Genomic DNA, 24,274 nt, shown 5'->3' on the forward strand with positions numbered 1-24,274 from the left:
CAAGAGTTAGACGGCTGAAAATTTACAGCGGGTGATTCGCCCGTCTAACCCATTGATTTGCCTCGCTAAGCGTACCGCCCGTGGCAGTGCTTGTACTTCTTGCCTGAGCCGCAGGGGCAATCCTCGTTGCGGCCGATCTTGCCCCAGCTTGCCGGGTTCTTGGGATCGCGCAACGCCGCGTCGGTGGCCTGCGCTCCGAGCGTGACGCTCGCGAGCGCCATTTCGTCCTCGCCGGTGTTCGGGTCGAACTTGTGCGCTTCCATCGGCGGCAGCACCGGGGCTTCCTGCTCCGGCGGCACGATCTCGACCCGCATCAGCTGCGCCGTGACGGCCTCGCGCAGATGCGCGCTCATCTCCTGGAAGAGGTTGAACGCCTCGGTCTTGTACTCCTGCAGCGGATCGCGCTGGCCGTAGCCGCGCAGGCCGATGACCTGGCGCAGATGGTCGAGCATGATCAGATGCTCGCGCCAGAGATGGTCGAGCGTCTGCAGCAGGATGGTCTTCTCGACGTAACGCATCACGTCGGGACCCCATTGCGCGACCTTTGCGGCCATGTGCTCGTCGGCGCGGGTCTCGATGCGCGTGAGCAGCTCCTCGTCGGCGATGCCCTCTTCCTTGGCCCAGTCCTCGACCGGCAGGTCGAGATCGAGCACGCGCTTGAGCTCTTCCTTCAGGCCCGCGACGTCCCACTGCTCGGCATAGGCATGCTCGGGCACGTGCTTGGCGACGAGGTCGTCGATGAAGGCGTGGCGCATGTCGGCGACGGTCTCGGCGACGCTGTCGTCCTTCATCAGGTCGACGCGCTGGTCGAAGATCACCTTGCGCTGGTCGTTCTGGACGTTGTCGAACTTGAGCAAATTCTTGCGGATATCGAAGTTGCGCGCCTCGACCTTCTGCTGCGCCTTTTCGAGCGCCTTGTTGATCCAGGGATGGATGATGGCCTCGCCCTCCTGCAGGCCGAGACGCTGCAACATGCTGTCGAGGCGATCCGAGCCGAAGATGCGCATCAGATCGTCTTCCAGCGACAGGAAGAATTTCGAGCGGCCGGGATCGCCCTGACGGCCGGAGCGGCCGCGGAGCTGGTTGTCGATGCGGCGGGATTCGTGGCGCTCGGAGCCCATGATGTAGAGGCCGCCGGGCTTCTTCACGGTCTTGGCGGGCTTCGAGCCCTTCGCGGGCTCGATCTCGACCTCTTCCTCGGCCTTCAGCACGATGTCGCGGAAGTGCTCGATGTCGGCCTTGATCTGCTCGATCTTCAAGGCCTTCTCGGCTTCGTCCTCGATCGAAGCGGCCTCCTGCTGGATGCGCATTTCCAGCGAGCCGCCGAGCTTGATGTCGGTGCCGCGGCCGGCCATGTTGGTCGCGATCGTGATCGCGCCGGGGACGCCGGCTTCCGCGACGATGTAGGCTTCCTGCTCGTGGAAGCGCGCGTTGAGCACCGCGAACAGCTTTGCCGGTTTGCCGGCGCGGGCCGCCGCGTACAGCTTCTGCATCGAATTTTCGTTACCGAAATCGATCTGCCGATAGCCGTGCTTCTTGAGATATTCGGCGATCACTTCCGATTTTTCGATCGAGGCGGTGCCGACCAGCACCGGCTGCAGCCGCGCATTGGCGCGCTCGATCTCGGCCAGAATCGCGGCGTATTTCTCGTTCTGGGTGCGATAGACCTCGTCGTCTTCGTCGAGACGGGCGACCGGCAAATTGGTCGGGATCTCCACGACCTCGAGCTTGTAGATGTCGAACAATTCGTCGGCTTCGGTCAGCGCCGTGCCGGTCATGCCCGCGAGCTTTTCGTACATCCGGAAATAGTTCTGGAAGGTGATCGAGGCCAGCGTCTGGTTTTCCGGCTGGACCTGCACGTGCTCCTTGGCTTCCAGGGCCTGATGCAGGCCTTCCGAATAGCGGCGGCCCTGCATCATGCGACCGGTGAACTCGTCGATGATGACGACCTCGTCGTCGCGGACGATGTAGTCCTTGTCGCGCGTGAACAGCGTGTGGGCGCGCAGCGCCTGATTGATGTGGTGCACGACGGAAACGTTCTCGACGTCGTAGAGCGATTCACCCTTGAGCTGGCCGGCATCGCGCAGCAGCGTCTCGATCTTCTCCATGCCGGCTTCGGTCAGCGTCACCGTGCGCTGCTTCTCGTCGACGTCGTAGTCGGACTTGTCGAGCTTGGGCAGGAAGCCGTCGATGGTGTTGTAGAAGTCGGAGCGGTCGTCGAGCGGGCCGGAGATGATCAGCGGCGTGCGCGCTTCGTCGATCAGGATGGAGTCGACTTCGTCGACGATCGCGTAGAAGTGCGGCCGCTGGACCATGTCCTCGAGCCGGTACTTCATGTTGTCGCGCAGATAGTCGAAGCCGTATTCGTTGTTGGTGCCGTAGGTGATGTCGCAGGCATAGGCCATCTTGCGCTCGGAATCGTCGAGGCCGTGCACGATCACGCCGGTGGTCAGGCCGAGGAAGCCGTAGATCTGGCCCATCCAGGCGGAGTCGCGGCGGGCGAGGTAGTCGTTGACCGTGACGACGTGGACGCCCTTGCCAGCGAGCGCGTTGAGGTAGACCGCGAGCGTTGCGACCAGGGTCTTGCCTTCGCCGGTCTTCATCTCGGCGATGTCGCCCTCGTGCAGCACCATGCCGCCGATCAGCTGGACATCGAAATGGCGCTGGCCGAGCGTCCGCTTGGCGGCTTCACGGACCGTGGCGAAAGCGGGGACCAGCAGGTCGTCAAGGGTCTTGCCCTCGGCGAGCTGCTTCCTGAACTCGACGGTGCGGGCCTTGAGGGCCTCGTCGGAGAGTTTCGAGACCTCGGGCTCCAGCGCGTTGATCGCGTTGACGCGGGACTGATATCCCTTCACCCGCCGGTCGTTGGCGGAGCCGAAAAACTTGCGGGCGAGCGCGCCGATCATGCTTAGTTCCTGTGTTCGCGATTCAACCGCGTTCGCGTTGCAGCCAAGAGGTTGTCACCCGCCTGCCTATCAACTCACCGTGACGCCTGCTAGGCGCCAGAGCCCCGTCTGCGGGGGGTCCATCCGCCATATGGGTGGGAGTTGGGCAAGTCTGGGTTCAACGGCCAAAAACGCAGCAAAATAAACGCCATCGCATGGACGCGACCGGGCAGAGATATGGCCCGGTCAGGGCCTTGTCAACGGCGGGTGCATTGCGGCTAATTCATCATTTTGACAGACTTTTCGCGTTGCCAAGGCCCCCTGAATTGGGCGAGTGTCCGCCCCGCTCGAGCAGCCCCCTGCTTCAACAAAAGGATTTTCCATGACCACCTCGTTCCCGGTAACCAGAACCGGCCTGCGCTTCGGCCTCGCCACCGCCCTCGTGGGCTGCCTTGCGCTGGCGCTGATCGCGGGTCCCGGCCGGGCTGCCGACGATCCGGTGCTGGCGAAGGTCAATGGCGCGGAAATCAAGAAGAGCGACGTCGCCATGGCCGAAGAGGAACTCGGGCCGAGCCTCGCCCAGATGGACCCGGCGACCAAGGACGAGAACGTCCTGTCCTTCCTGATCGACATGAAGATCGTCGGCAAGGCCGCCGAAGACAAGAAGCTCGCCGAGGGCGAGGAGTTCAAGAAGCGGCTCGCGTTTGCCCGCAACCGCCTGCTGATGGACAGCCTGCTCGCCGGCGAGGGCAAGGCCGCCACCACCCCGGATGCCATGAAGAAGGTCTATGAGGAGGCCTCCAAGCAGATCACCGGGGAGCAGGAAGTGCACGCCCGCCACATCTTGGTCGAGACCGAGGACGAGGCCAAGGCGGTGAAGGCCGAACTCGACAAGGGCGCCGATTTCGCCGAACTCGCCAAGAAGAAGTCCAAGGATCCGGGCTCGGCCGACGGCGGCGACCTCGGCTTCTTCACCAAGGAGCAGATGGTGCCGGAATTCTCGGCGGTCGCCTTCGCGCTCGAGCCGGGCAAGATCTCCGACCCCGTGAAGTCGCAGTTCGGCTGGCACGTCATCAAGGTCGAGGAAAAGCGCAGCCGCAAGGCGCCGGACTTCGAGCAGGTCAAGGCGCAGATCGAGCAGTATGTCACCCGCAAGGCCCAGGCCGATTACGTCGCCAAGCTGCGCGCGGAAGCCAAGGTCGAGCGGCTGGACCAGCCGGCGGATGCGGCAAAGGACGCCAAGCCGGCCGATGCGGCCAAGCCGGCTGACGCCAAGCCGTCCGACAGCAAGATGGCGCCCCCGGCGAAGAAGTAAGAATTCGCTGTCACTTCGGTGACGTGAAGAGTATCTAAGCCTTTGTGATGCCCGGCCCCCGCGCCGGGCATCTGCATGTCCAGATCCCACCAAGGCGCCCCGATGTCCTCCTCCGTTTCCCCCCTCGCCCCGAAACACGTTCCCGACATGCCCGTGATCGCGGGGGTCCGTCTCGCGACGGCCGAAGCCGGCATTCGCTACAAGAACCGCACCGACGTGCTGCTGGCGGTGATGGACAAGGGCACCGCGGTCGCAGGCGTCTTCACCAAGTCGAAATGTCCCTCCGCGCCGGTGGAATGGTGCCGCGCCAAGCTGAAAGGCGGCAAGGCCCGCGCGTTGGTGGTCAATTCCGGCAACGCCAATGCCTTCACCGGCAAGACCGGCCGCAGCTCCACGGCACTGACCGCGAAGATCGCGGCCAAGGCCGTCGGATGCACCGAGGGTGAGATCTTCCTGGCCTCGACCGGCGTGATCGGCGAGCCGCTGGATGCGACCAAGTTCGACGGCGTGCTCGGGAGGCTCGCGGAAACCGCCGAGGCCGGCGATTATCTCGCCGCCGCCAAGGCGATCATGACCACCGACACCTTCCCGAAGGTCGCGACCGCGACCGTGAAGCTCGGCAAAGCCAAGGTCACCATCAACGGCATGGCCAAGGGTGCCGGCATGATCGCGCCCGATATGGCGACGATGCTGTCCTTCATCTTCACCGACGCACCGATCGCGCCTGCCGCGCTGCAGGCGCTGCTCAAAAGCGGCGTCGAGGACACCTTCAACGCGGTCACGATCGACGGCGACACCTCGACCTCGGACACGCTGCTGGCCTTTGCCACCGGTGCTGCTGCGGAACACGGCGCGCCGAAGATCAGTCGCGCCACCGACCCGCGCCTGAAAGCCTTCGTCAAGGCCTTCAACCAGGTGCTCGCCAATCTTTCCGAGCAGGTGGCCCGCGACGGCGAAGGCGCCCGCAAGCTGGTCGAGATCACCGTCGAGGGTGCCAAGACCAAGGCCTCGGCGCGCAAGATCGCGATGTCGATCGCGAACTCGCCGCTGGTGAAGACCGCGATCGCCGGCGAGGACGCCAATTGGGGCCGCGTGGTGATGGCGGTCGGCAAGGCCGGCGAGCCGGCGGACCGCGACAAGCTCTCGATCTCGTTCAACGGCATCCGCGTCGCCAGGAGCGGCGCGCGCGATCCGTCCTATGACGAGGCGCAGGTGTCGGAAGCGATGAAGGCGCCGGAGATCGCGATCAAGGTCTCGCTCGGCCTCGGCAAGGGCCGCGACCGCGTGCTGACCTGCGACCTCACCAAGGAGTATGTCGCGATCAACGGGGATTACAGGTCGTGAATCTGATGTCCCTCTCTTGGTTCTCCACCGGAGAACGAGGTCCAGCATGCAGCCGGGCGAGGAGCTCGCTTCAATTTCCTGGCTGCCTTTAGCTTTCGTTAATGATGCCGCTCGATCCGGCAGCGTCGGATTTTCGGCCACCCATGTTCGCGACATCGGCGTAAGCTTTACTTAACAGCCCATCTTCAAAGTTCCGCTCTGCCGAGAGGTCGTCAGAGGCCGCCCGGTTGCGCTCCCGGTCCTCGATCCCCGATCGGCCAGAGAAATTGCCTCTGCCGGGACCCACGGCGATTAGGATGAAGATCATGCTTCGGGCTTGGTTGTATCGTTTTGCCAGAAATCGCAAGGCCAACGTCGCCGTGATGTTTGCAATTGTGATGGTTCCGACAATCTTTCTGCTCGGGATGGCGCTGGACTATACGCATACGCAGCACATGAAGGTTGATCTCGACTCTGCCGTCGATGCTGCCGCCGTCGCCGCCGTCACCTCGACGATGATGCAGAAGAGCCCGCAGGTCGCCCAAACCACAGCGAAGAACGTTTTCAACATTACCGCGAATGGCCTGGTCAGCAACAACAACCTGGCCGCACCGCCAACTCTCACGGTCACCGTCAATTGCAGCAAACCCGACTCCACAACGGGCTACTGTACCTACGCTCCCTGCCCCGGCCTGGACTCTGTCTTTGCTGACCCTGTCAACTCAAACAACCAAGTCGTTCGCAACGTCCAGGTTTGCTACACTGCGGCCGCAAACAACGCCTTCCCGAGCGTGCTCAAGCAGGTGAGTTGGCCGTTCGCAGGCCAGGCAGCGACACGCAACCAGGGCGCGCCCAACATCGATTTCTATCTCTTGCTGGACGCCTCGCCTTCCATGGCGATCGGCGCGACCTCGAGCGACATCAAAACGCTGATCGCGAACACGCAAAAGCAGGTCGATTCATCGACCGGGACGAAAGGATGCGGATTCGCATGCCACCAGACTAATCCTGCCGCGGACAATCTGGGCAATCCAGGCGGGATTGATAACTACCAACTTGCTCGCAATCTTGGCCTCACGTTACGGATCGATCGGGTAACGCAAGCGGTCAAATCGCTGATGAATACGGCCTATCAGATATCGAGCATCAACAGAAATACGTATGGGGTTGCGATCTATACCTTCGATACTGCTCTAAACAATTCTCCGACAAGCGGCAGCAGTTCGGCGGTCTTCGCACCTTCCGGAAAACCTGGGGTGGTGCGAACTCCCACGACGCCTGCCACAACGACCAGCTACACGGTAGCGACCATCCAGAGCAAGGCCGACAACATTCAGGTCCTGCCGGTCTACAAGAACAACTGGCTGACATCGTCGAACAATAATAGCGACGCCGACACCAGCATTGCGGGCGGATTAAGCGCTCTCAACAAGATCATGCCGACTCCGGGGAACGGCACCAATGTCGCCAACGATACGCCACAGGAAGTCGTCTTCCTCGTTACCGACGGCCTTGAGGACGTGAACATCACGACCGACCCGTACACGAACTCCTGCAATAAGAAACTCACTGGTAAGCGCTGCCAGCAACCGCTCGACCCCGCGATCTGCACCACCATCAAGAACAGGAAGATCCGTATCGCGGTGATCTACACCGAATACGACGACTCGGCGCTACATACATCCAACGGCTGGTACGATTCATGGATCTACCCCTTCAACAGCACGTCCACCGGCTCGACCAGCCAGATCGAGACAAATCTGCAAGCCTGCGCCTCGTCGCCCGATTTGTACAAAAAGGTGGCGACCGACGACGACATTACGTCCGCGCTCCAGAGCCTGTTCCTGAAGGTCGCGTCCGATCCGCGCCTGACCCAGTAGAGAAAGCAGTCATGACCGCCGCGCACGCCGTGCCCACAACCAAACGCCGCCGCTGGCGCGCGTTCCTTGCCGACCGGAACGGCGCAACCGCGGTCGAGTTCGCGCTGATCGGTCCGGCATTCATCGCTTTGTTGCTCGGAATCATCCAGACCTTCCTTGTTTTCTTTGCCCAGCAGCTCCTGGAGCAAGTGGTGAACCAATCGAGCCGGGCGATCCTGACGGGGCAGGCGCAGGCCGCGAGCATGACCCAAGCCCAGTTTGCCACTGCAGTCTGCTCCAACGTTGTGATCTTGTTCGACTGCAGCAAGATGATGATCGACGTCCAAGTAGCCGGATCATGGTCTTCGGCGAACACTGGCGCGCCAGCCCTGACGTTTGACGGCAGCGGCAACGTGACGAACGTCTGGAAATTCAACCCCGGCAATCAGGGCGACATCGTCGTCGTGCGGGTGATGTATCAATGGCCGGTTTTCCTAGGTCCGCTCGGCTTCAATCTGGCGAACCAGTCGAATGGCAAACGCCTGATCATGTCATCCACGGCTTTCATGAACGAGGCCTTTGTCAACTCATGAGCCGGATGCTTCATTACGTGCGAAACTTGTGGGCCGACACGCGCGCGGTGGCCGCGGTGGAATTCGCGATTGTGGTGCCGTTCATGCTGCTGCTCTATGTGGGCGGCGTCGAACTCGGGAACGGGCTCGCCATCAGCGTCAAGGTCAGCGAAACCGCCCACACGGTCGCGGACCTGGTGTCACGAAACGCGTGCGTCACCGATGCATCGCTAAGCACCATGCTTGGAGCATCGGCGGTGACGATCGCTCCCTATGCCTCAGCGAATACGACGGTAGTCGTGTCGGAAGTATCCACGGACGCCAGCGGCAAAGCGACGGTGACCTGGAGCAAAGCACTCAACGGCACCGCGCGGCCAGTAGCTCAGCAGGTGATTTTGCCAGCGGCCCTCGGCACGCCCTCACCTTCCAACACATCGTTGATACTCGGCGAGGTGACGTATCAATACACGCCCAACCTTGGCTATGCGATCACCGGGACTATCCCGATCGGCGAGAACTATTACCTGTTTCCACGCGTTTCCTCCGCCGTACAGTATCCATGCAGCTGAAATATCGCCGGCCGAGCCGGTAGAACCGCACGGCGATTGCGGCTAATGAAAGCGGCATGGCCGATCTCAAGCTGATCCTTGTCGTTGCGTGCGCCCTCGTCGACGCCGACAAGCGCGTCCTGATCGCGCAGCGCCCCGAGGGCAAGACGCTGGCCGGCCTTTGGGAATTTCCCGGCGGCAAGTGCGAGCCCGGCGAGCGGCCGGAACAGAGCCTGATCCGCGAACTCCACGAGGAGCTCGGCATCACCGTCGCCGAACCCTGTCTGGCGCCGCTGACGTTCGCGAGCTACGGCTACGAGACCTTCCACCTCCTGATGCCGCTCTTCATTTGCCGGCGCTGGGAGGGACAGGTCACGCCGCGCGAAGGCCAGGCCCTGGCCTGGGTTCGCGCCAACAAGCTGCGCGACTATCCCATGCCGCCCGCGGACATTCCGCTGATCCCGCATTTGATTGATTTGTTGATGTGAATTCGAAGCGGGCACCACACTCTCGGCGTCATGCCCGGGCTTGTCCCGGGCATCCACGATCTTCGTGCTGAACCGAGAGGCGTGGATGGCCGGGACATAGGCGAGCGGAAGCGACGCCGTCCTTCGGACGGCATGCCGGCCATGACGGCGGAGAGAGCTTACGTCCCTCCGGCCTTCTTCACCGCTTCCGCCAGGCTCGCCTTCGCTGATCCAGGCTTGAGCGGCTGCTGCTGGCTCGCATGCGGCGCCCAGCCGGAAAGCCAGATGATGTCGAATGTCGCACGGATGCGGCCGTCGGCGTCGGCAAAGCGTTCCGCGTAGATTTCAGCCATCCGCAGCAGCGTCGATCGCCGGCTCGGCGTGCGTCGCCGCTCGATCAGCACATTGGCGGCGCCCATGCGCCTGATATCCTGCATCAGCGCGAACGCGTTGGCGTAGCGCACCACGACGCGGTCGACATCGGTGACCGGCAGCGCAAACCCCGCCCGCTGCAACAGCGCGCCAACGTCGCGCAGATCGGCGAACGGTGCGACTCGCGGCGATACGCCGCCCTCGCATTCGGCCTCCGCGGCGGCAAAGGCCTGGCGCAGCTCGGTCAGGCTGTCGCCGCCGATCATCGCCGCCAGCAGCAGCCCGTCCGGCCTCAGCGCGCGACGGATCTGCGCGAGCACACCCGGCAGATCGTTGGCGAATTGCAGCGCCAGCGCCGAGACCACGAGATCGAGGCTCTCCGGTACAAAGGGCAGCTTCTCCGCACCCGACGCATCGAGCTCAATGCGCTCGATCGAGGGCAGTCGCGCGCGCAGCACCGCGAGACCCTCGCCGGGCGTCCAGAGATCGGCCGCTGTGTGAAACTCTCGCATCACCGCGGCCAGCCGGTCGGAGATGTCCTCGGCGACCCGATCCAGCAGGAAGCTCGCGGCACCTTGCGCCTGCGCGCGGCGCTGTCGCGCGCGCAGCAAGGCACGATCGAACAAAGCGGGCGGGGTTTGCGGGTCTTGAGCCATGCCGCTGGTTACGCCGATCATGCTGGTTCTGGCAATCCACTGCGCGCGGCGCTAGCCTTGCCTCATGGAGCCGACACCGGCCCCGTGTTCCAAACTAGCAATCCGCACCAGGCCCGCGGCGCCGGAGCGTCAAACGATGATCACCTGTTATCTGCGATACGAGATCCCCCCGGACAAGCTCGCCGAATTCGAAGCCTATGGCAGGATGTGGCTGGAACTAGTGCCAAGATTCGGCGGCATCCACCACGGGTACTTCCTGCCATCGGAAGGCGCCAGCGACGTCGCCCTCGCGATGTTCAGCTTCCCGAGCTTCGCGGCGTACGAACAATATCGGAAGGACAGCGCCGAAGATCCGGACGTCCAGAAAGCGATCGAGTTCGCAAGGCAAACGCGCTGCTTTCGCCGTTATGAGCGATCGTTTTTCCGGCCCGTGCTGCCGAAAGAGCCGTAGGCCGGGCGCGGACGAGAACAGCCCATTGACTTGAGCGTGGCGCAGGACGGCGCTAGCCTTGCCCAATGGACGCCGAGGCATCACCACCACGCTCCATTTCCAGCCATTTGCGCGGCGCGCTTCAGGCCTGCCGCAGTGTGATGGCGCATCTGCCAAGGCTTGCGCTCGACGTTGCGCTGCCGACACTGTGCGTGTCCTGCCGCGAGCCGGTCGACGGCGAGGGCGTGTGCGCGGCGTGCTGGGCGCGGCTGTCGTTCATCGAACGGCCCTACTGCCCGCGGCTCGGCATTCCCTTTGTGTACGATCCCGGGCCCGACATGCTGTCGATGGAGGCGATCGCGAGCCCGCCGGCCTACCAGCGGGCGCGCGCCGCGGTGCGTTATGACGACGTCGCGCGCACCCTGGTGCATGCGCTGAAATACCAGGACCGGACGGATTTGGCGCCCGCCATGGGCCGCTGGATGGCGCGCGCGGGCGGCGAACTGCTCGCCGAAGCCGACATGCTGGTGCCCGTTCCCCTGCATTGGCGAAGGGCGTGGCGCCGCCGCTACAACCAGTCCGGGGCGCTGGCGCGGATCATCGAGCGGCAGAGCGGAGTGAAGGCGAAGGCTGAGGTGCTGCGCCGGGTACGCGCGACCGAGCAGCAGATCGGCCTGTCGCGGGCCCAGCGCGCCACCAATGTGCAGGGCGCATTCCAGGTATCCCCCGACCGCCAGGCGGACGTCCAGGGTCGGCGCATTGTCCTCATCGACGACGTCCTGACGTCGGGCGCGACGCTGGATGCCTGTGCGCGGGCCCTGCTCCGGGCCAAAGCGGCGCAAGTGGACGTGCTGGTGTTTGCCCGGGTTGTCGAGAGCCGGTGAAGTCCCATATAATTCAATGAATTCATGACATGAGAGCGCCAGACAAGATGACCGCTGCTGTCGAGATCTACACGAGGCCGGGCTGCGGCTATTGTTCCGCCGCCAAGTCGCTGCTGACCCGCAAGAAGGCGACGTTCACGGAGTTCGATATCGCCAAGAACCCGTCCTGGCGCCAAGAGATGTACGATCGCGCCGGCGAGGGCTCGACCTTCCCGCAGATCTGGATCGGCGGGAACCATGTCGGCGGCTGCGACGAGCTCTACGCGCTCGATCGCGAAGGCAAGCTCGACGCCATGCTCGAGAGCGTCAAGGCGGAGTCATGACCGACAACAGGACTTTCACGGCGGCGATGGTGCAGATGCGCACCGGCCTGATGCCCGAGCCCAGCCTCGCGCAGGCCACCAGGCTGATCCGCCAGGCTGCAGCCAATGGCGCCGACTACGTGCAGACGCCCGAAGTCAGCAACATGATGCAGCTCAACCGCAAGGCCCTGTTCGAGCACCTCCAGAGCCAAGACGATGACAGCTCGCTGAGGGCGTACCGGGCGCTCGCGGCGGAACTGAAGATCCACATCCATGTCGGCTCGCTGGCGCTGCGCTTTTCGGACGAGAAAGCGGTCAACCGCTCGTTCCTGATCGGGCCCGAGGGCAATGTGCTCGCGAGCTACGACAAGATCCACATGTTCGATATCGAGCTGCCTGACGGCGAGAGCTATCGCGAATCCGCCAATTACCAGCCGGGCGAGACGGCCGTGATCTCCGACCTGCCCTGGGGCCGCGTCGGCCTGACGATCTGTTATGACGTGCGCTTCCCCGCGCTCTACCGCGCGCTGGCCGAAAGCGGCGCGTACTTCATCACGGTGCCCTCGGCCTTTACCCGCAAGACCGGCGAGGCGCATTGGCACGTGCTGTTGCGTGCGCGCGCGATCGAGACCGGTTGCTTCATCTTCGCCGCGGCACAGGCAGGCCTGCACGAGAACAAGCGCGAGACTTATGGCCATTCGCTGATCATCGATCCCTGGGGCGAGATCCTCGCCGAAGGCGATGTCGAGCCCGGCATCATCATGGCAAAAATCGATCCGGCCAAGGTCGAGACCGCGCGCCGCGCGATCCCCTCACTCCAGCACGGCCGCCGCTTCGGCGTCGCCGACCCCAAGGCGGGGCCGGATCATCTGCACCTGGTGCGGGGATCGGCATGATCCGCTACGCGCTCCGCTGCGACCGGAGCCACGACTTCGAGAGTTGGTTCCAGAGCTCGGCCGCGTACGACCAGCAGGTGAAGCGCAAGCTCGTGACCTGTCCGATCTGCGGCTCGGCCAAGGTCGACAAGGCGATCATGGCGCCGCGCATCGTCGGCAAGAAGGGCCGCGGACGCGCCACGCCGCCGCCTGAGCCCACCGCCACGGCGACCGCGCCTCAGGATGCGCAATCCGCACCGACCTCGCTGTTGATGGCGCAGGAGCGCGAGCTGCGCGCCAAGCTCAAGGAGCTGCGCGATCACATCGTGAAGAACGCCGACAATGTCGGCGAGCGATTCGCCACCGAAGCCCGCGCGATGCATTACGGCGACAAGGAGCACCGTCCGATCTATGGCGAGGCCTCGCCCGACGAGGCCAAGTCGCTGATCGACGAAGGCATCGAGGTGTCGCCGCTGCCGACGCTGCCGGAAGATCGGAATTAGACTCCCACCAACACCGCCACGCCGACCACGATCAGCACGATGCCAATAATCTCGCGCGGCGCGATCGGCTGCTTGAACGAATAGTACGCCACGCCTTGCGCGAACAGCACCTCGATCAAAGCGAGGGTGCGGACATTGGCGGCGGCCGTCAGCGCGAACGCTAGGAACCAGAACTGCGAGGCGAAGGCGCCCATGAAGCCGGCGAGCAGCGATGGCTTCCAAAGCCTCAGGATCGACTGAAGCACTTTTGGCGCCCGCCAGAGCAGATAGACCGTCAGGATCAGCGTCTGCACGAACAGGCCGAGCACCAGCGTGAACGATGCCGCAGTCACGAACGAGACATCAGGCACGTTGATGATGGCGCCGCGGAAGCCGACCGCAGAGAGCGCGAAGGCCGCGGCCGCGACGAGGCCGGTGATGGTCGGCTTCAATTCGGCAAAGCTCTTCTCGCCGCCGGGCCGCAGCGCGGTGATGACGACGCCGATTGTCGCGATCACGATCGCAAGCACCTTCAGCCATGTCAGATGATCGCCGAGGAAGACGAAGCCGAAGATGGCGGTCTGGATCGCCTCGGTTTTCAAATAGGCCGTCGTCACCACGAAGGAGCGGTCGTTCATGGCGAGCAGCATCAGGCCGGTCGCGACGATCTGGCTGAGCGCGCCGAGCAGGAGCCACGGCCAGAACACACCGGGCGGCATATCGAGATGATCGCCGGTGGCGACCAGCACCACCGCCAGGAAAAGCAGCGAGAACGGAAAGCCGAACAGGAAGCGGATATTGGTTGCGCCCCAGGTCCCCAGCGGCTTCGTCAGCGACCGCTGCATCGCATTGCGCGCGACCTGGCCGAGCGCGGCAATGACGGTGAAGGGAATCCAGAGGCTGGCGATGGTCAACATGGGTGGGACTGCGCTGGGAGCGAGAGGACGTTGAGTCAACGTGCCGCTCGCGCTCAAGCAGGTCAATCACGCGGATGTCATGGGTGCGATGCTTGCCTGACGAATTCGGTGTCGTCCTGGACAAGCGAAGCGCAGATCCAGGACCCATTACCCCAGGGAGTGGTTTGGCGAAGACTCGTAATTATCAGTTTTCGCCTAACTAAACCCTGGCTTTCGCCAGGACGACGCCGAATGTTTGGAAGCGGCAACGCCTCACACCATGCCTTCCGCCACCACCATGTAGTTCACGTCCATGTCTGACGAGAGGGTCCATTTGTCGGCGAAGGGGCTGTAGACGACGCCGGTCTGCTCGGTGATGACCAGGCGGTTGTCGAGCAGGTATTTCGTCAGCTCGTCGGGGGTGACGAATTTGTTCCACTCGTGGGTGCCGCGCGGCAGCCAGCGCAGGACATATTCAGCGCCGACGATGGCAAGCGCAAAGCTCTTCCAGTTCCTGTTCAGCGTCGAGACCACCATCAGGCCGTTCGGCTTCAGCATCGCGGCGCAGCGCTTCAGGAAAACGCCGACGTCGACGACGTGCTCGACCACCTCCATCGCCAGAACGATGTCGAAGCGCTCGCGCGGGTCGATCTCCTCAACCGTGGTGCAGCGATAGTCGATCGCGAGGTGCGCCTTGTCGGCATGCAGCTTGGCGGCCGCGATGTTGCTGACCGACGGATCGACGCCGATGACCTGCGCACCCAGGCGCGACAACGGCTCGCAGAGCAGGCCGGCGCCACAGCCGATGTCGAGCACGCGCAGACCGCCGAGGCAGTTGAGGCTGCGCGCGTTGCGCTCGAACTTGCGGCAGGCGGCATCGCGGATATAGCCGAGCCGCAGCGGGTTGATCCGGTGCAGCGGTGCCATCTTGCCGTTGGGATCCCACCACTCGACCGAGAGCTTTGAGAATTTCGCGATCTCGGCGGCATCGACGGTCGAGCCCGGCGAGGTGCTTGCGGTTACGGGAGTATCTTGCTGCATGCTCATGGTTACGCGCGGTCCTACCGCGTGGTGATCGAACTACGGAAGGCGAGCGGCGAGGCGATGGTCTTGATCGTCTCGATCCCCTCGCCGACGCCGCGAATCGTCACGTCGCCGTAGTTGAGAATTCGTCCAAGAATGGTCTGATCGACATCGACGCTCTCGACCTTGTCCAGCGCCATCTCGAAGGTGCGGCGCTTGATGAAGCCGGTCTTGTGCACGACCCGCAAATTGGTCACGTCGGTCTCGGTGGTAAAGCGATGGAACCAGCCCTTCACAGTCCAGTACAGCGCCGCCAGAGCGACCAGGCCGGCCGCAACCAGACAGAGCATGACGAGCCCCTCGACGGTGGTTTGCCGGGACAGGACGAACAGGACCAGCGCCACGATCCAGGCCAGGATCGCCGGAAAATAGAAGATCCAGTGCGCATTGGTCGAATACAGCACCTTCTCGCCAGGCTGCAGGATCTCGTCGATATAGCGCGCCATGATCTCGGTTAACCCACTACCCCGCACCCTGCCCCGCAGGAACCCGCTTGCCCCCGGCCCCGCCGCTATGTATACGCGCGGTCGGTGTCCGCGAGGCCCGTCCAGTGCGGGCCACCATACTGATCCTTATGAAGGAATGCACGCGTCGTCATGAGCCGCCTCGTGATGAAATTCGGCGGCACGTCCGTCGCCAACATCGAACGTATCCGCAACGTCGCACGCCATGTGAAGCGTGAGGTCGACGCCGGCCATGAAGTGGCCGTGGTCGTCTCGGCGATGTCCGGTAAAACCAACGAGCTGGTGGCCTGGTGCACCGAGGCCTCGCCGATGCACGACGCGCGCGAATACGACGCCGTGGTCGCCTCGGGCGAACAGGTGACGTCCGGCCTGCTTGCCATCGTGCTTCAGGGCATGGGTATCCAGGCCCGCTCCTGGCAGGGCTGGCAGATCCCGATCACGACCAGCGACGCCCATGCTTCGGCCCGGATCGAGGGCATCGACGGCAGCGAGATCATCAAGCGCTTCAGGGAGCGCAAGGAAGTCGCCGTGATCGCCGGCTTCCAGGGCATCAACCCCGAGACTAACCGCATCACCACGCTCGGCCGCGGCGGCTCCGATACCTCGGCCGTGGCGATCGCCGCCGCCGTGAAGGCGGACCGCTGCGACATCTACACCGACGTCGACGGTGTCTACACCACCGATCCGCGAATCGTGCCGAAGGCGCGCCGGCTCGACAAGATCGCATTTGAAGACATGCTGGAGCTGGCCTCCCAGGGCGCCAAGGTGCTCCAGGTCCGCTCGGTGGAACTCGGCATGGTCCACAACATGCCAATTTTCGTCCGCTCGAGCTTCGAAAAGCCCGAGGATATCGACCCGCATGCCAACCAGCCGCCCGGCACGCTGATCTGCAGCGAGGAGGAGATCATGGAAAGCCACGTCGTCACCGGCATCGCCTTTTCGAAGGACGAGGCCCAGATCTCGGTACGCCAGATCGAGGACAAGCCCGGCGTGGCGGCGTCGATCTTCGGCCCGCTCGCCAATGCCAACATCAACGTCGACATGATCGTGCAGAACGTCTCCGAGGACGGGAAGACCACCGACCTCACCTTCACGGTCCCGGCCGCCGACTACACCAGGGCCAAGGAGACGATTACCGCGGCCAAGGGCCAGATCAATTATGCCCGGCTCGACACGGCTACCGATGTCGCCAAGATCTCGGTGATCGGCAGCGGCATGCGCAGCCATGCCGGCGTTGCCGCCCAGGCGTTCTCGGCCCTCGCAGGACGGAATATCAACATCCGGGCCATTACAACCTCCGAGATCAAATTCTCGGTTCTGATCGACACCGCCTATACCGAGCTTGCGGTGCGCACCCTGCACACGCTCTACGGTCTCGATCAGGCTTAGGCTAATTTTCTCTTAGCGGTCGCAGCAAACGCGAAGGTGTCCACACTTTCGCGTTTGGCAGGCGTTTTGCTTGGCAAAACAAGCCCCAATTCGCTATACGGCGAACTGGGTGGGCTGCCAGAAACTGTGCCCCAGTTGAGGCGGTGCTGATTCGGCCCAGGCAACCGCCGGGGCTGGCGCCGGACGAGCAAATTTGTTGTTTTTCTGGATTTCTGGGCGAGCCGCCGCGGGTCCTTTCGGCCCCGGCAGACGGAGGAGATTGACGGTTCATGCGGAGCGCGTCGGGAGGTCCCCGCGTCTTGTTGAGACGGCTCCGCGAAACCATGGCGGAGCAGGTCTCGGCCCAGGAGCGGCTGGACAAGATCGTGGTGCTGATCGCCGCCAACATGGTGGCCGAGGTGTGCTCGGTCTATGTGCTGCGCGTCGACAACACGCTCGAGCTCTATGCCACCGAAGGCCTCAACCGCGAGGCGGTGCACCACACCGTGCTCAGCGCCCATGAGGGCCTTGTCGGCCTGGTCGCGAGCGAGGCAACGCCTCTCAACCTGAGCGATGCGCAGAGCCATCCGGCCTTCTCGTTCCGCCCGGAGACCGGCGAAGAGATCTACCACTCCTTCCTCGGCGTGCCGATCCTGCGCGCCGGCAACACGCTCGGCGTGCTGGTGGTGCAGAATCGCGCCAAGCGCAACTATGTCGAGGAGGAGCTCGAGGCGCTTCAGACCACCGCGATGGTGCTGGCGGAGCTGATCGCCTCCGGCGAGCTGTCTGCGCTGGCCCAGCCAGGCCATGAGCCCGCGGCGCGCCATTCGGCGCAGAAGGTCGGCGCCATCCTGTCGGAAGGCATCGCACTCGGCCATGTCGTGCTGCACGAGCCGCGCGTGGTTATCAAGGACTACATCGCCGAGGACCTGCCAAAGGAGATCAAGCGGCTCGACACCGCGCTCGCCAAGCTGCGCGCCGATCTCGACCGCATGCTGGAGCGCGGCGACGTCGCCGAGGGCGGCGAGCATCGCGAGGTGCTGGAAGCCTACCGCATGTTCGCCAACGACCAGGGCTGGTCGCACAAGCTGCACGAGGCGGTCGCCACCGGCCTCACGGCGGAAGCCGCCGTCGAGCGTGTGCAATCCGACACCCGCGCGCGCATGCTGCGCTCGACAGATCCCTATTTGCGCGACCGGCTGCATGATCTCGAGGATCTCGGCTATCGCCTGATGCGACAGCTGGTCGGCCAGGATCACGCGCCGTCACGCGAACAATTGCCCGACAACGCCATCGTCATCGCGCGCGCGATGGGCCCGGCGGCGCTGCTCGACTATGACCGCAAGCGCCTGCGCGGCATCATATTGGAGGAAGGCACCGCCAATTCCCACGTCTCGATCGTGGCGCGCGCGCTCGGCATTCCCGCGGTCGGCGAAGTCCCGAACGCGCCTGGTATCGCCGATCCCGGCGACGCCGTCATCGTCGACGGCACCTCCGGCATGATCTATGTGCGCCCATCGCAGGAGGTCGAAGCGGCCTTCGCCGAGCGCGTGCGCTTCCGGGCCCGCCGCCAGGCGCAGTATCTGGCGCTGCGCGACCGGCCCTGCGTCACCAAGGACGGCCAGAAGGTCGAGCTGATGATCAATGCGGGTCTAGCGATCGACTTGCCGCACATCGAAGACACCGGCAGCGCCGGCATCGGCCTGTTCCGCACCGAGCTGCAATTCATGGTCGGCCAGAGCCTGCCGCGCACCAGCGACCAGCTCGCGCTCTATCGCACCGTGCTGGATGCCGCCGGCACCAAGCCCGTCACCTTCCGCACCCTCGACATCGGCGGCGACAAGGCGCTGCCTTATATGGAGGCGGTAATCGAGGAGAACCCCGCGCTCGGATGGCGCGCGATCCGGCTCGGGCTCGACCGTCCCGGCCTGTTGCGCGGGCAGATCCGCGCACTGCTGCGCGCCGGCGGCGGCCGCGCGCTGCGCATCATGTTCCCGATGATCTCGGAGGTGGGTGAATTCGATTCTGCGAAGGCGCTGGTCGAACGCGAACTGACCTATCTGCGCCAGCACGGCCACACGCTGCCGGAGCGGATCGACATCGGCACCATGGTCGAGGTGCCGGCGCTGCTTTATCAGCTCGACGAGCTCCTGAAGAAGGTCGACTTCATCTCGGTCGGCTCCAACGATCTGTTCCAGTTCCTGTTCGCGGTCGACCGCGGCAACGCGAAAGTCTCGGAGCGCTTCGACACCATGTCGGCGCCGATCCTGCGCGCGCTTCGCGACATCGCACGCAAGACGCAAGCCGCGAACAAATCGCTGTCGCTCTGCGGCGAGATGGCGTCGAAACCGATCGGCGCGCTGGCGCTGATCGGGATGGGCTATCGCTCGCTGTCGCTCTCGGCCACCGCGCTCGGCCCGGTCAAGGCCATGGTGCTCGATCTCGACGCCAAGAAGGCCGAGGCGATGCTCGGGCCGTTGCTGGACGCGCCCGCCGGCAGCGTCTCGATCCGGCAGAAGCTGACGGAATTTGCCGAGGCCGAAGGCCTGGCCTTGTAGCGGGCCTGTCGCCCCCTCCTGCCGCCTCGCCCTTTTCCGCATTTGAGACCGAACCGATGTCGTCACTCCCCGAAGCCAAACTGGACGTCCTGCTCGCGCATCACGCCTCACTCGAGGCCGAATCGCTCGGTCAGCTCGCCTCCGAACGCTATGTGCAGATCACGCGTGAGCTCGCCGAGCTCACGCCATTGATCGAAGCGGTCAAGACCTATCGTTCGGCCCTCAAGGAGCTCGCCGACACCGAGGCGCTGATCGCCGATCCCGCGACCGATGCCGAGATGCGCGCCATGGCGGAAGCCGAGCGCGGCGAGCTGACGCCGAAGATCGAGGAGTTGGTCCAGAAGATCCGCGTGGCGCTGCTGCCGAAGGACGCCATGGACGATCGCAACGTGGTGCTCGAAATCCGCGCCGGCACCGGCGGCGACGAGGCTTCGCTGTTTGCCGGCGACCTGTTCCGGATGTACGAGCGCTTCGCGGCCCTGCAGGGCTGGAAGGTCGAGGTGATCTCGGCCAGCGAAGGCAGCGTCGGCGGCTACAAGGAAATCATCGCCGAGGTGCAGGGCCGCGGCGCGTTCTCGAAGCTGAAGTTCGAGTCCGGCGTGCACCGGGTGCAGCGCGTGCCGGACACCGAGACGCAGGGGCGCATCCACACATCTGCCGCCACCGTCGCCGTGATGCCCGAGGTGGAGGAGGTCGACGTCGAGATCCGGAACGATGATTTGCGTATCGAGACGATGCGCGCCGGAGGCGCCGGCGGCCAGCACGTCAACAAGACCGAATCAGCGATCCGCATCACCCACATCCCGACCGGCATCGTGGTGATGATGCAGGATAGCCGCTCGCAGCACAAGAATCGCGCTTCCGCCATGAACATCCTGCGCTCGCGCATCTACGACGCCGAGCAGCAACGCCTCGACGCGGCGCGCTCGGCCGAGCGCAAGGAGAAGGTCGGCTCCGGCGACCGCAGCGAGCGCATCCGCACTTATAATTTCCCGCAAGGACGCGTCACCGATCACCGCATCAATTTGACGCTCTATAAGCTGCCGCAGGTGATGGCGGGCGAAGCGCTGGGCGAACTGACCGACGCGCTGACCACCGAGCACCAGGCCGCGCAGCTCGCCGCTCAGGGCGCGGCGGCGTAGAGCTCGCGGCTTCGCGCTTTCTTCAGCGTGTCCTCAGCGTCTCTTGGCTCGAAACGCTCGCAGGATCTTGCCCAAACCGGGCGCGGCGGCGCTGAGCTCGTCCAGATGGATGCGCGAGAGGGATCGCAGCTTCCGCTCGCCCTTCGCTGTCAGCTTGACCAGGACGCGCCGCGCATCATCCGGGTCGGCTTCCCGGCCAATCAGCTTCAGTTTCGCCATGCGATCCACCAGCTCCACCGCGGTGTGGTGCCGGATCAGCAGGAAGCGCGCGATGTCGCCGACGCTGGCGCCGTCAGGGGCAGCCAATCCCTTGATCGCCAGCAGCGCCTGGTGCTGCTGCGGCGTCAAGCCGGCGCTCTGGGCCGCGGCTTCGCTGAAGGCCAGGAAGGTTCGGAGCTGATAGCGAAACTGCGCAAGCGCCCCGTAGTCGGCCTCGCGCATCGCGCCACCCTTTGTGGGCACAGCACGCGCCGGGCGTGTCGTCTTCCGCTTCGATGGGGCCATTCCCTGCCTGCGACGTCGAGCCAGCCGGTGCAACGGGCGGCCTCACCGAGACTAGCAAGGAAGGCCAAGCCGAACCAACCGACCGGCGCCCCGGACACACAAATATCGCCACCTATTCGAAGCTGGACAGCAGGATCTTCACCAGGATGACCTGGAACGCGATCGGGATACGGACGCTCTTTCGCCGGATCGAGCGCTGCAGCGCGCCGGCAATCTCGGCGCTGGTCAAGGCACCCGCGGATGCATTGCTAATCAACTCGGCCCACATCTGCGACAGCGAGCCGCCGGGCGGGATCACCGGCTTGATCGTCACGCCACAGCCCTGCGCCAAGTCGATGATTTCCCTCATCGTGTGAGGACCGCAATTGCGCGCGGTCGCGAGGCGTTCGGCCGTCAGCGCAAGCAGCAATTCGCGCGAGGGCGACCAATTCCCCTTCGGCGGTTGCTCGGCAGTGAGCTCGACCGCGAGTTCCTTGAGGACGTTCTGGGCGCGCACGCTCAGCTTCTGCATCGGACCGGGCGCGCGCTTCGCCTGAACGGGGCCGACGGCGGGCCCGCGCCGGCCGGCCGGCCAGTTGCGCGGATCGGGCATGCGCGAGGCATCGCCGGACTGCGGTGTCGCCCGCTGCCCGCTCACCTCTTCCGGCCACGCCGCCTCCTGCCGCTCCGCATCTTGCGGCCACGACCGTCGCTTTCGGGTACCCGCCACTGTCGTCTGCCGCGCCATTTCTCTCGCCGAACCCGCCAGCCTCGTACTCACAAAGGCTAATATATATCGTGATGCGATATGTTTTCACGAGATAATTTTCGGCGTTCGACCAAAGACGAAATTGACAGAAGGCGTTCACAAGCAATGCTTGCGCCCAAGAGCTACACGCGGATGTGACGTGCCCGGCGCGGACAGGCCTTCGAGGCCGGCTGCCGTCGGACAGGTCGTGCTTTGCCTGCAAACAAGAACGACGTTCGGAGGAAACGATCATGACTGACAATCTCATCCGCCGCGGCCTTTCGCGCCGTGGCCTGCTTCAGACCACCGCGGGCCTCATCGGTGGCGCGGTTCTGCCGGGGATGCCGGCGTTTGCCGAGGACAAGCCGGCGATCGGCTCCTACCCCGCAGGGGTCTCGGGCTCCACCGCCTTCATCGGCATCTCGGTGCCGCGCACCGGCACCTATGCCGTGCAGGGTGAAGACGAGCTCAAGGGCTACCAGCTCGCGATCGAGCACATCAATGAAGGCCACGAGCTGATCAAGAAGATCTCGCCCAAGACCAGCAAGGGCGTGCTCGGCAAGGAGCTGAAGTTCGGCGTCGCCGATTCCGCGGCCAAGCCGAACGAGGCGGTGCAGGCGCAGCAGCGCTTCATCAGCGAGAACAAGGCGATCATGATCACCGGCGGCACGTCGAGCGCCGTTGCGGTGGCGCTGAACAAGCTCGCCCAGCGCGAACATGTGATTTTCGTGTGCGGCATTTCCGGCTCGAACGATACCACTGGCAAGGATTGCGTCCGCTACGGCTTTCGCCAGAACTTCTACGGCCAGACTGCGGCCGCAGCGATCGGCCCGGTGATGGTACGTGAGTTCGGCAAGGGCAAGAAGGCGGCGTATCTGACTCCCGACTACACCTACGGCCACACCGTTACCAAATCGATGCAGGACTTCCTGGCGACCGCCGGCTGGACCACCGTGACCAACCAGGTCGCCCCGCTCGGCGCCCCCGACTATTCCTCATACCTGCTGAACGTCGCCAACTCCGGCGCCGACGTGCTGATCAACGTCAATTGGGGCCACGACGCGGTACTGTCGACACAACAGGCCAAGCAGTTTGGCGTGCTCGACAAGATGAAGCTGGTCGTGCCGTACCAGGTGCCTTTCATCGCGCGCGAGACCGGGGGCCTGATGCAGGGCGTCTACGCCGCCACCGACTATTGGTGGACCATCGAGGACAAGTTCCCGCTGGCGAAAATGTTCAACGAACCGTTCGAGAAGAAGTACGGCTACAAGCCCGAATGGGGCGCCGAGAACGCCTATGTCAGCTTCGCGCATTGGGCGCACATGTGCGAGCAGGCCGGCAGCTTCAGTCCGCCTGACGTGATCAAGACCTACGAGAAGGGCGAGACGATCCCCTCCCTGGTCGGCGACGTCCATTACCGCCCGGAGGATCACCAATGCGTCCGCCCGGTGATCATCGTCAAGGGCAAGCATCAGAAGGACATGAAGAACAAGGAAGACTGGTACGACGTCGTCGAGATCGTCCCGGGTGAGGGCCTGATGCAGAAGCCCGACGCCTTCGGCTGCCATCTCGGCGACTACAGCTGAGACCTCGCCAACCCCTGTGACGCCGCGGACTGCACTCCGGTCCCGCGGCGTCGCCTTTTTCTGACGCGCAACAGCGCGCGCCACAACAGCGATTGTCCCATGATAAGTTGGCCCAACCTCGTTTCACAGCTTTTCAACGGGCTCGCGCTCGGCGCCCTGCTCGCGCTGATCAGCTCCGGCCTGACCATCATCTACGGCACGCTCGGCGTGCTCAACCTCGCACACGGCGCGATGTTCATGATCGGCGGCTATGCCGGCTTCGTCGCCTACCAGTACACGGAGTCGTTCATCCTTGCGGTGATCGCGGGCTCCCTGTTCGTGATGCTGCTCGGCGTTCTCATGGAACGCGTCATCATCCGTCATTTCTATCATCGTCCGCACGAGGATCAGCTGCTCGTGACCTTCGGGCTCGGCATCTGTTTCGTCGAGCTCGTGCGCCTGATCTTCTCGAGCCAGTCGCAGCTGGTGCCGCCGCCGGCGCTATTCCAGGGCATCACCAATCTCGGCTTCATGTTCTATCCGACCTACCGCCTCGCCGTCGTCGGCATCGTCGCGATCGCCCTCGGCGCATTGTTCATCGTGCTCTACCGGACCCGGCTGGGCATGATTGTGCGCGCCGGCATCGAGGATTCGGTGATGGTGGATTCGCTTGGCATCAATGTCTATCGCGTCTTCATGGTGGTCTTCGGCATCGGCGCAATGGCCGCCGGCTTTGCCGGCATCGTCAACGCGCCGGTGGTGTCGCTGACACCGGGCATCGGTGACGACATCCTGGTCCAGACTTTCGTGGTGGTGGTGATCGGCGGCGTCGGTTCGTTCCCCGGCGCAATTCTCGGCGGCCTGATCGCCGGCGAGATCATCAGCGTCACCTCCATGTTCAACCCCGGCTATGCCTATGTGATGCTGTTTGCGGCGATGACGCTCGTACTCGTGGTACGACCGCATGGCCTGCTCGGCGTCCAGGGCCGCGAGTAAG

General features: G+C 64.1%; 23 protein-coding genes. 16 read left to right on the forward strand and 7 right to left on the reverse strand.

Annotated elements, in window-relative coordinates; all coding sequences use genetic code 11:
- Positions 1-65: 65 nt before the first annotated feature.
- Complete coding sequence (gene secA / locus ACIPUD_RS33570; protein WP_085394759.1) at positions 66-2,906, reverse strand: preprotein translocase subunit SecA; 2,841 nt, start codon at positions 2,904-2,906, stop codon at positions 66-68.
- A 361-nt stretch (positions 2,907-3,267) separates the two neighbouring features.
- Between secA and ACIPUD_RS33575 the strand changes: the two genes are divergently transcribed.
- The 6 genes from ACIPUD_RS33575 to ACIPUD_RS33600 all read left to right on the forward strand — a co-directional run bounded on the left by ACIPUD_RS33575 (position 3,268) and on the right by ACIPUD_RS33600 (position 8,990).
- Positions 3,268-4,200 carry a peptidylprolyl isomerase gene (locus ACIPUD_RS33575; RefSeq protein ID WP_018452911.1) on the forward strand — a complete coding sequence of 311 codons (933 nt, stop codon included), beginning with the start codon at positions 3,268-3,270 and terminating at the stop codon, positions 4,198-4,200.
- 102 nt (positions 4,201-4,302) lie between these two features.
- Entirely contained in the window at positions 4,303-5,544 is a 1,242-nt protein-coding gene (gene argJ / locus ACIPUD_RS33580) for a bifunctional glutamate N-acetyltransferase/amino-acid acetyltransferase ArgJ (RefSeq protein ID WP_026232418.1), read from the forward strand.
- Positions 5,545-5,840: 296 nt separating this feature from the next.
- Complete coding sequence (locus ACIPUD_RS33585) at positions 5,841-7,403, forward strand: TadE/TadG family type IV pilus assembly protein (protein ID WP_245288362.1); 1,563 nt, start codon at positions 5,841-5,843, stop codon at positions 7,401-7,403.
- An 11-nt stretch (positions 7,404-7,414) separates the two neighbouring features.
- The gene (locus tag ACIPUD_RS33590) at positions 7,415-7,975 is read left to right on the forward strand and encodes a TadE/TadG family type IV pilus assembly protein (RefSeq protein WP_018452907.1); all 561 of its coding nucleotides are present in this window, start codon (positions 7,415-7,417) and stop codon (positions 7,973-7,975) included.
- Between the two features lie 5 nt (positions 7,976-7,980).
- Complete coding sequence (locus ACIPUD_RS33595) at positions 7,981-8,523, forward strand: TadE/TadG family type IV pilus assembly protein (protein WP_245288361.1); 543 nt, start codon at positions 7,981-7,983, stop codon at positions 8,521-8,523.
- A gap of 56 nt (positions 8,524-8,579) precedes the next feature.
- Positions 8,580-8,990, forward strand: a complete 411-nt coding sequence (locus ACIPUD_RS33600) for a (deoxy)nucleoside triphosphate pyrophosphohydrolase (protein WP_446482357.1) — start codon at positions 8,580-8,582, stop codon at positions 8,988-8,990.
- A gap of 158 nt (positions 8,991-9,148) precedes the next feature.
- On the opposite strand, the gene ACIPUD_RS33605 is transcribed toward ACIPUD_RS33600, so the two are convergent.
- Complete coding sequence (locus ACIPUD_RS33605; protein ID WP_085357817.1) at positions 9,149-10,018, reverse strand: methyltransferase domain-containing protein; 870 nt, start codon at positions 10,016-10,018, stop codon at positions 9,149-9,151.
- Positions 10,019-10,133: 115 nt separating this feature from the next.
- Between ACIPUD_RS33605 and ACIPUD_RS33610 the strand changes: the two genes are divergently transcribed.
- The 5 genes from ACIPUD_RS33610 to ACIPUD_RS33630 all read left to right on the forward strand — a co-directional run bounded on the left by ACIPUD_RS33610 (position 10,134) and on the right by ACIPUD_RS33630 (position 12,991).
- Positions 10,134-10,448, forward strand: coding sequence for an NIPSNAP family protein (locus tag ACIPUD_RS33610; RefSeq protein WP_007599187.1), 315 nt, complete (start codon positions 10,134-10,136; stop codon positions 10,446-10,448).
- Between the two features lie 65 nt (positions 10,449-10,513).
- Positions 10,514-11,311 (forward strand): ComF family protein, encoded by a 798-nt coding sequence (locus ACIPUD_RS33615; RefSeq protein ID WP_085357819.1) that lies wholly within the window; start codon positions 10,514-10,516, stop codon positions 11,309-11,311.
- Positions 11,312-11,358: 47 nt separating this feature from the next.
- Complete coding sequence (gene grxC / locus ACIPUD_RS33620; RefSeq protein WP_085348370.1) at positions 11,359-11,634, forward strand: glutaredoxin 3; 276 nt, start codon at positions 11,359-11,361, stop codon at positions 11,632-11,634.
- Positions 11,631-12,509 (forward strand): carbon-nitrogen hydrolase family protein, encoded by an 879-nt coding sequence (locus ACIPUD_RS33625; protein ID WP_446482358.1) that lies wholly within the window; start codon positions 11,631-11,633, stop codon positions 12,507-12,509. Before grxC ends, ACIPUD_RS33625 begins: the two co-directional genes overlap by 4 nt.
- Positions 12,506-12,991 (forward strand): DUF1178 family protein, encoded by a 486-nt coding sequence (locus ACIPUD_RS33630; protein WP_446482359.1) that lies wholly within the window; start codon positions 12,506-12,508, stop codon positions 12,989-12,991. Before ACIPUD_RS33625 ends, ACIPUD_RS33630 begins: the two co-directional genes overlap by 4 nt.
- Here ACIPUD_RS33630 and ACIPUD_RS33635 read toward each other — a convergent pair.
- The 3 genes from ACIPUD_RS33635 to ACIPUD_RS33645 all read right to left on the reverse strand — a co-directional run bounded on the left by ACIPUD_RS33635 (position 12,988) and on the right by ACIPUD_RS33645 (position 15,395).
- Complete coding sequence (locus ACIPUD_RS33635; RefSeq protein WP_018452899.1) at positions 12,988-13,887, reverse strand: EamA family transporter; 900 nt, start codon at positions 13,885-13,887, stop codon at positions 12,988-12,990. The genes ACIPUD_RS33630 and ACIPUD_RS33635 overlap by 4 nt on opposite strands.
- Positions 13,888-14,139: 252 nt before the next feature.
- Positions 14,140-14,913, reverse strand: a complete 774-nt coding sequence (ubiG, locus tag ACIPUD_RS33640) for a bifunctional 2-polyprenyl-6-hydroxyphenol methylase/3-demethylubiquinol 3-O-methyltransferase UbiG (RefSeq protein ID WP_204512796.1) — start codon at positions 14,911-14,913, stop codon at positions 14,140-14,142.
- A gap of 14 nt (positions 14,914-14,927) precedes the next feature.
- A complete protein-coding gene (locus ACIPUD_RS33645; protein ID WP_018452897.1) occupies positions 14,928-15,395 on the reverse strand; it encodes a PH domain-containing protein in 468 nt (155 codons plus the stop codon).
- A gap of 150 nt (positions 15,396-15,545) precedes the next feature.
- On the opposite strand from ACIPUD_RS33645, the gene ACIPUD_RS33650 reads away from it, so the two are divergent.
- From ACIPUD_RS33650 to prfA, 3 genes are all read left to right on the forward strand, one after another.
- Positions 15,546-16,802 carry an aspartate kinase gene (locus ACIPUD_RS33650; RefSeq protein WP_204512797.1) on the forward strand — a complete coding sequence of 419 codons (1,257 nt, stop codon included), beginning with the start codon at positions 15,546-15,548 and terminating at the stop codon, positions 16,800-16,802.
- 269 nt (positions 16,803-17,071) lie between these two features.
- Entirely contained in the window at positions 17,072-19,339 is a 2,268-nt protein-coding gene (gene ptsP / locus ACIPUD_RS33655; RefSeq protein ID WP_026232414.1) for a phosphoenolpyruvate--protein phosphotransferase, read from the forward strand.
- 56 nt (positions 19,340-19,395) lie between these two features.
- Positions 19,396-20,481: a peptide chain release factor 1 gene (prfA, locus tag ACIPUD_RS33660; protein WP_085348398.1), complete on the forward strand. Its 1,086-nt coding sequence runs from the start codon at positions 19,396-19,398 to the stop codon at positions 20,479-20,481.
- Positions 20,482-20,514: 33 nt separating this feature from the next.
- Here prfA and ACIPUD_RS33665 read toward each other — a convergent pair whose 3' ends face one another.
- Positions 20,515-20,985 (reverse strand): MarR family winged helix-turn-helix transcriptional regulator, encoded by a 471-nt coding sequence (locus ACIPUD_RS33665; protein WP_026232413.1) that lies wholly within the window; start codon positions 20,983-20,985, stop codon positions 20,515-20,517.
- A 112-nt stretch (positions 20,986-21,097) separates the two neighbouring features.
- Complete coding sequence (locus ACIPUD_RS33670; protein ID WP_446482360.1) at positions 21,098-21,712, reverse strand: hypothetical protein; 615 nt, start codon at positions 21,710-21,712, stop codon at positions 21,098-21,100.
- A 251-nt stretch (positions 21,713-21,963) separates the two neighbouring features.
- On the opposite strand from ACIPUD_RS33670, the gene ACIPUD_RS33675 reads away from it, so the two are divergent.
- Entirely contained in the window at positions 21,964-23,298 is a 1,335-nt protein-coding gene (locus ACIPUD_RS33675; RefSeq protein WP_446482361.1) for a substrate-binding protein, read from the forward strand.
- Between the two features lie 99 nt (positions 23,299-23,397).
- Entirely contained in the window at positions 23,398-24,273 is an 876-nt protein-coding gene (locus ACIPUD_RS33680) for a branched-chain amino acid ABC transporter permease (protein ID WP_085348400.1), read from the forward strand.
- The last annotated feature ends 1 nt before the right edge of the window (position 24,274 follow it).

Source organism: Bradyrhizobium sp. CAR08 (genome assembly GCF_052871955.1).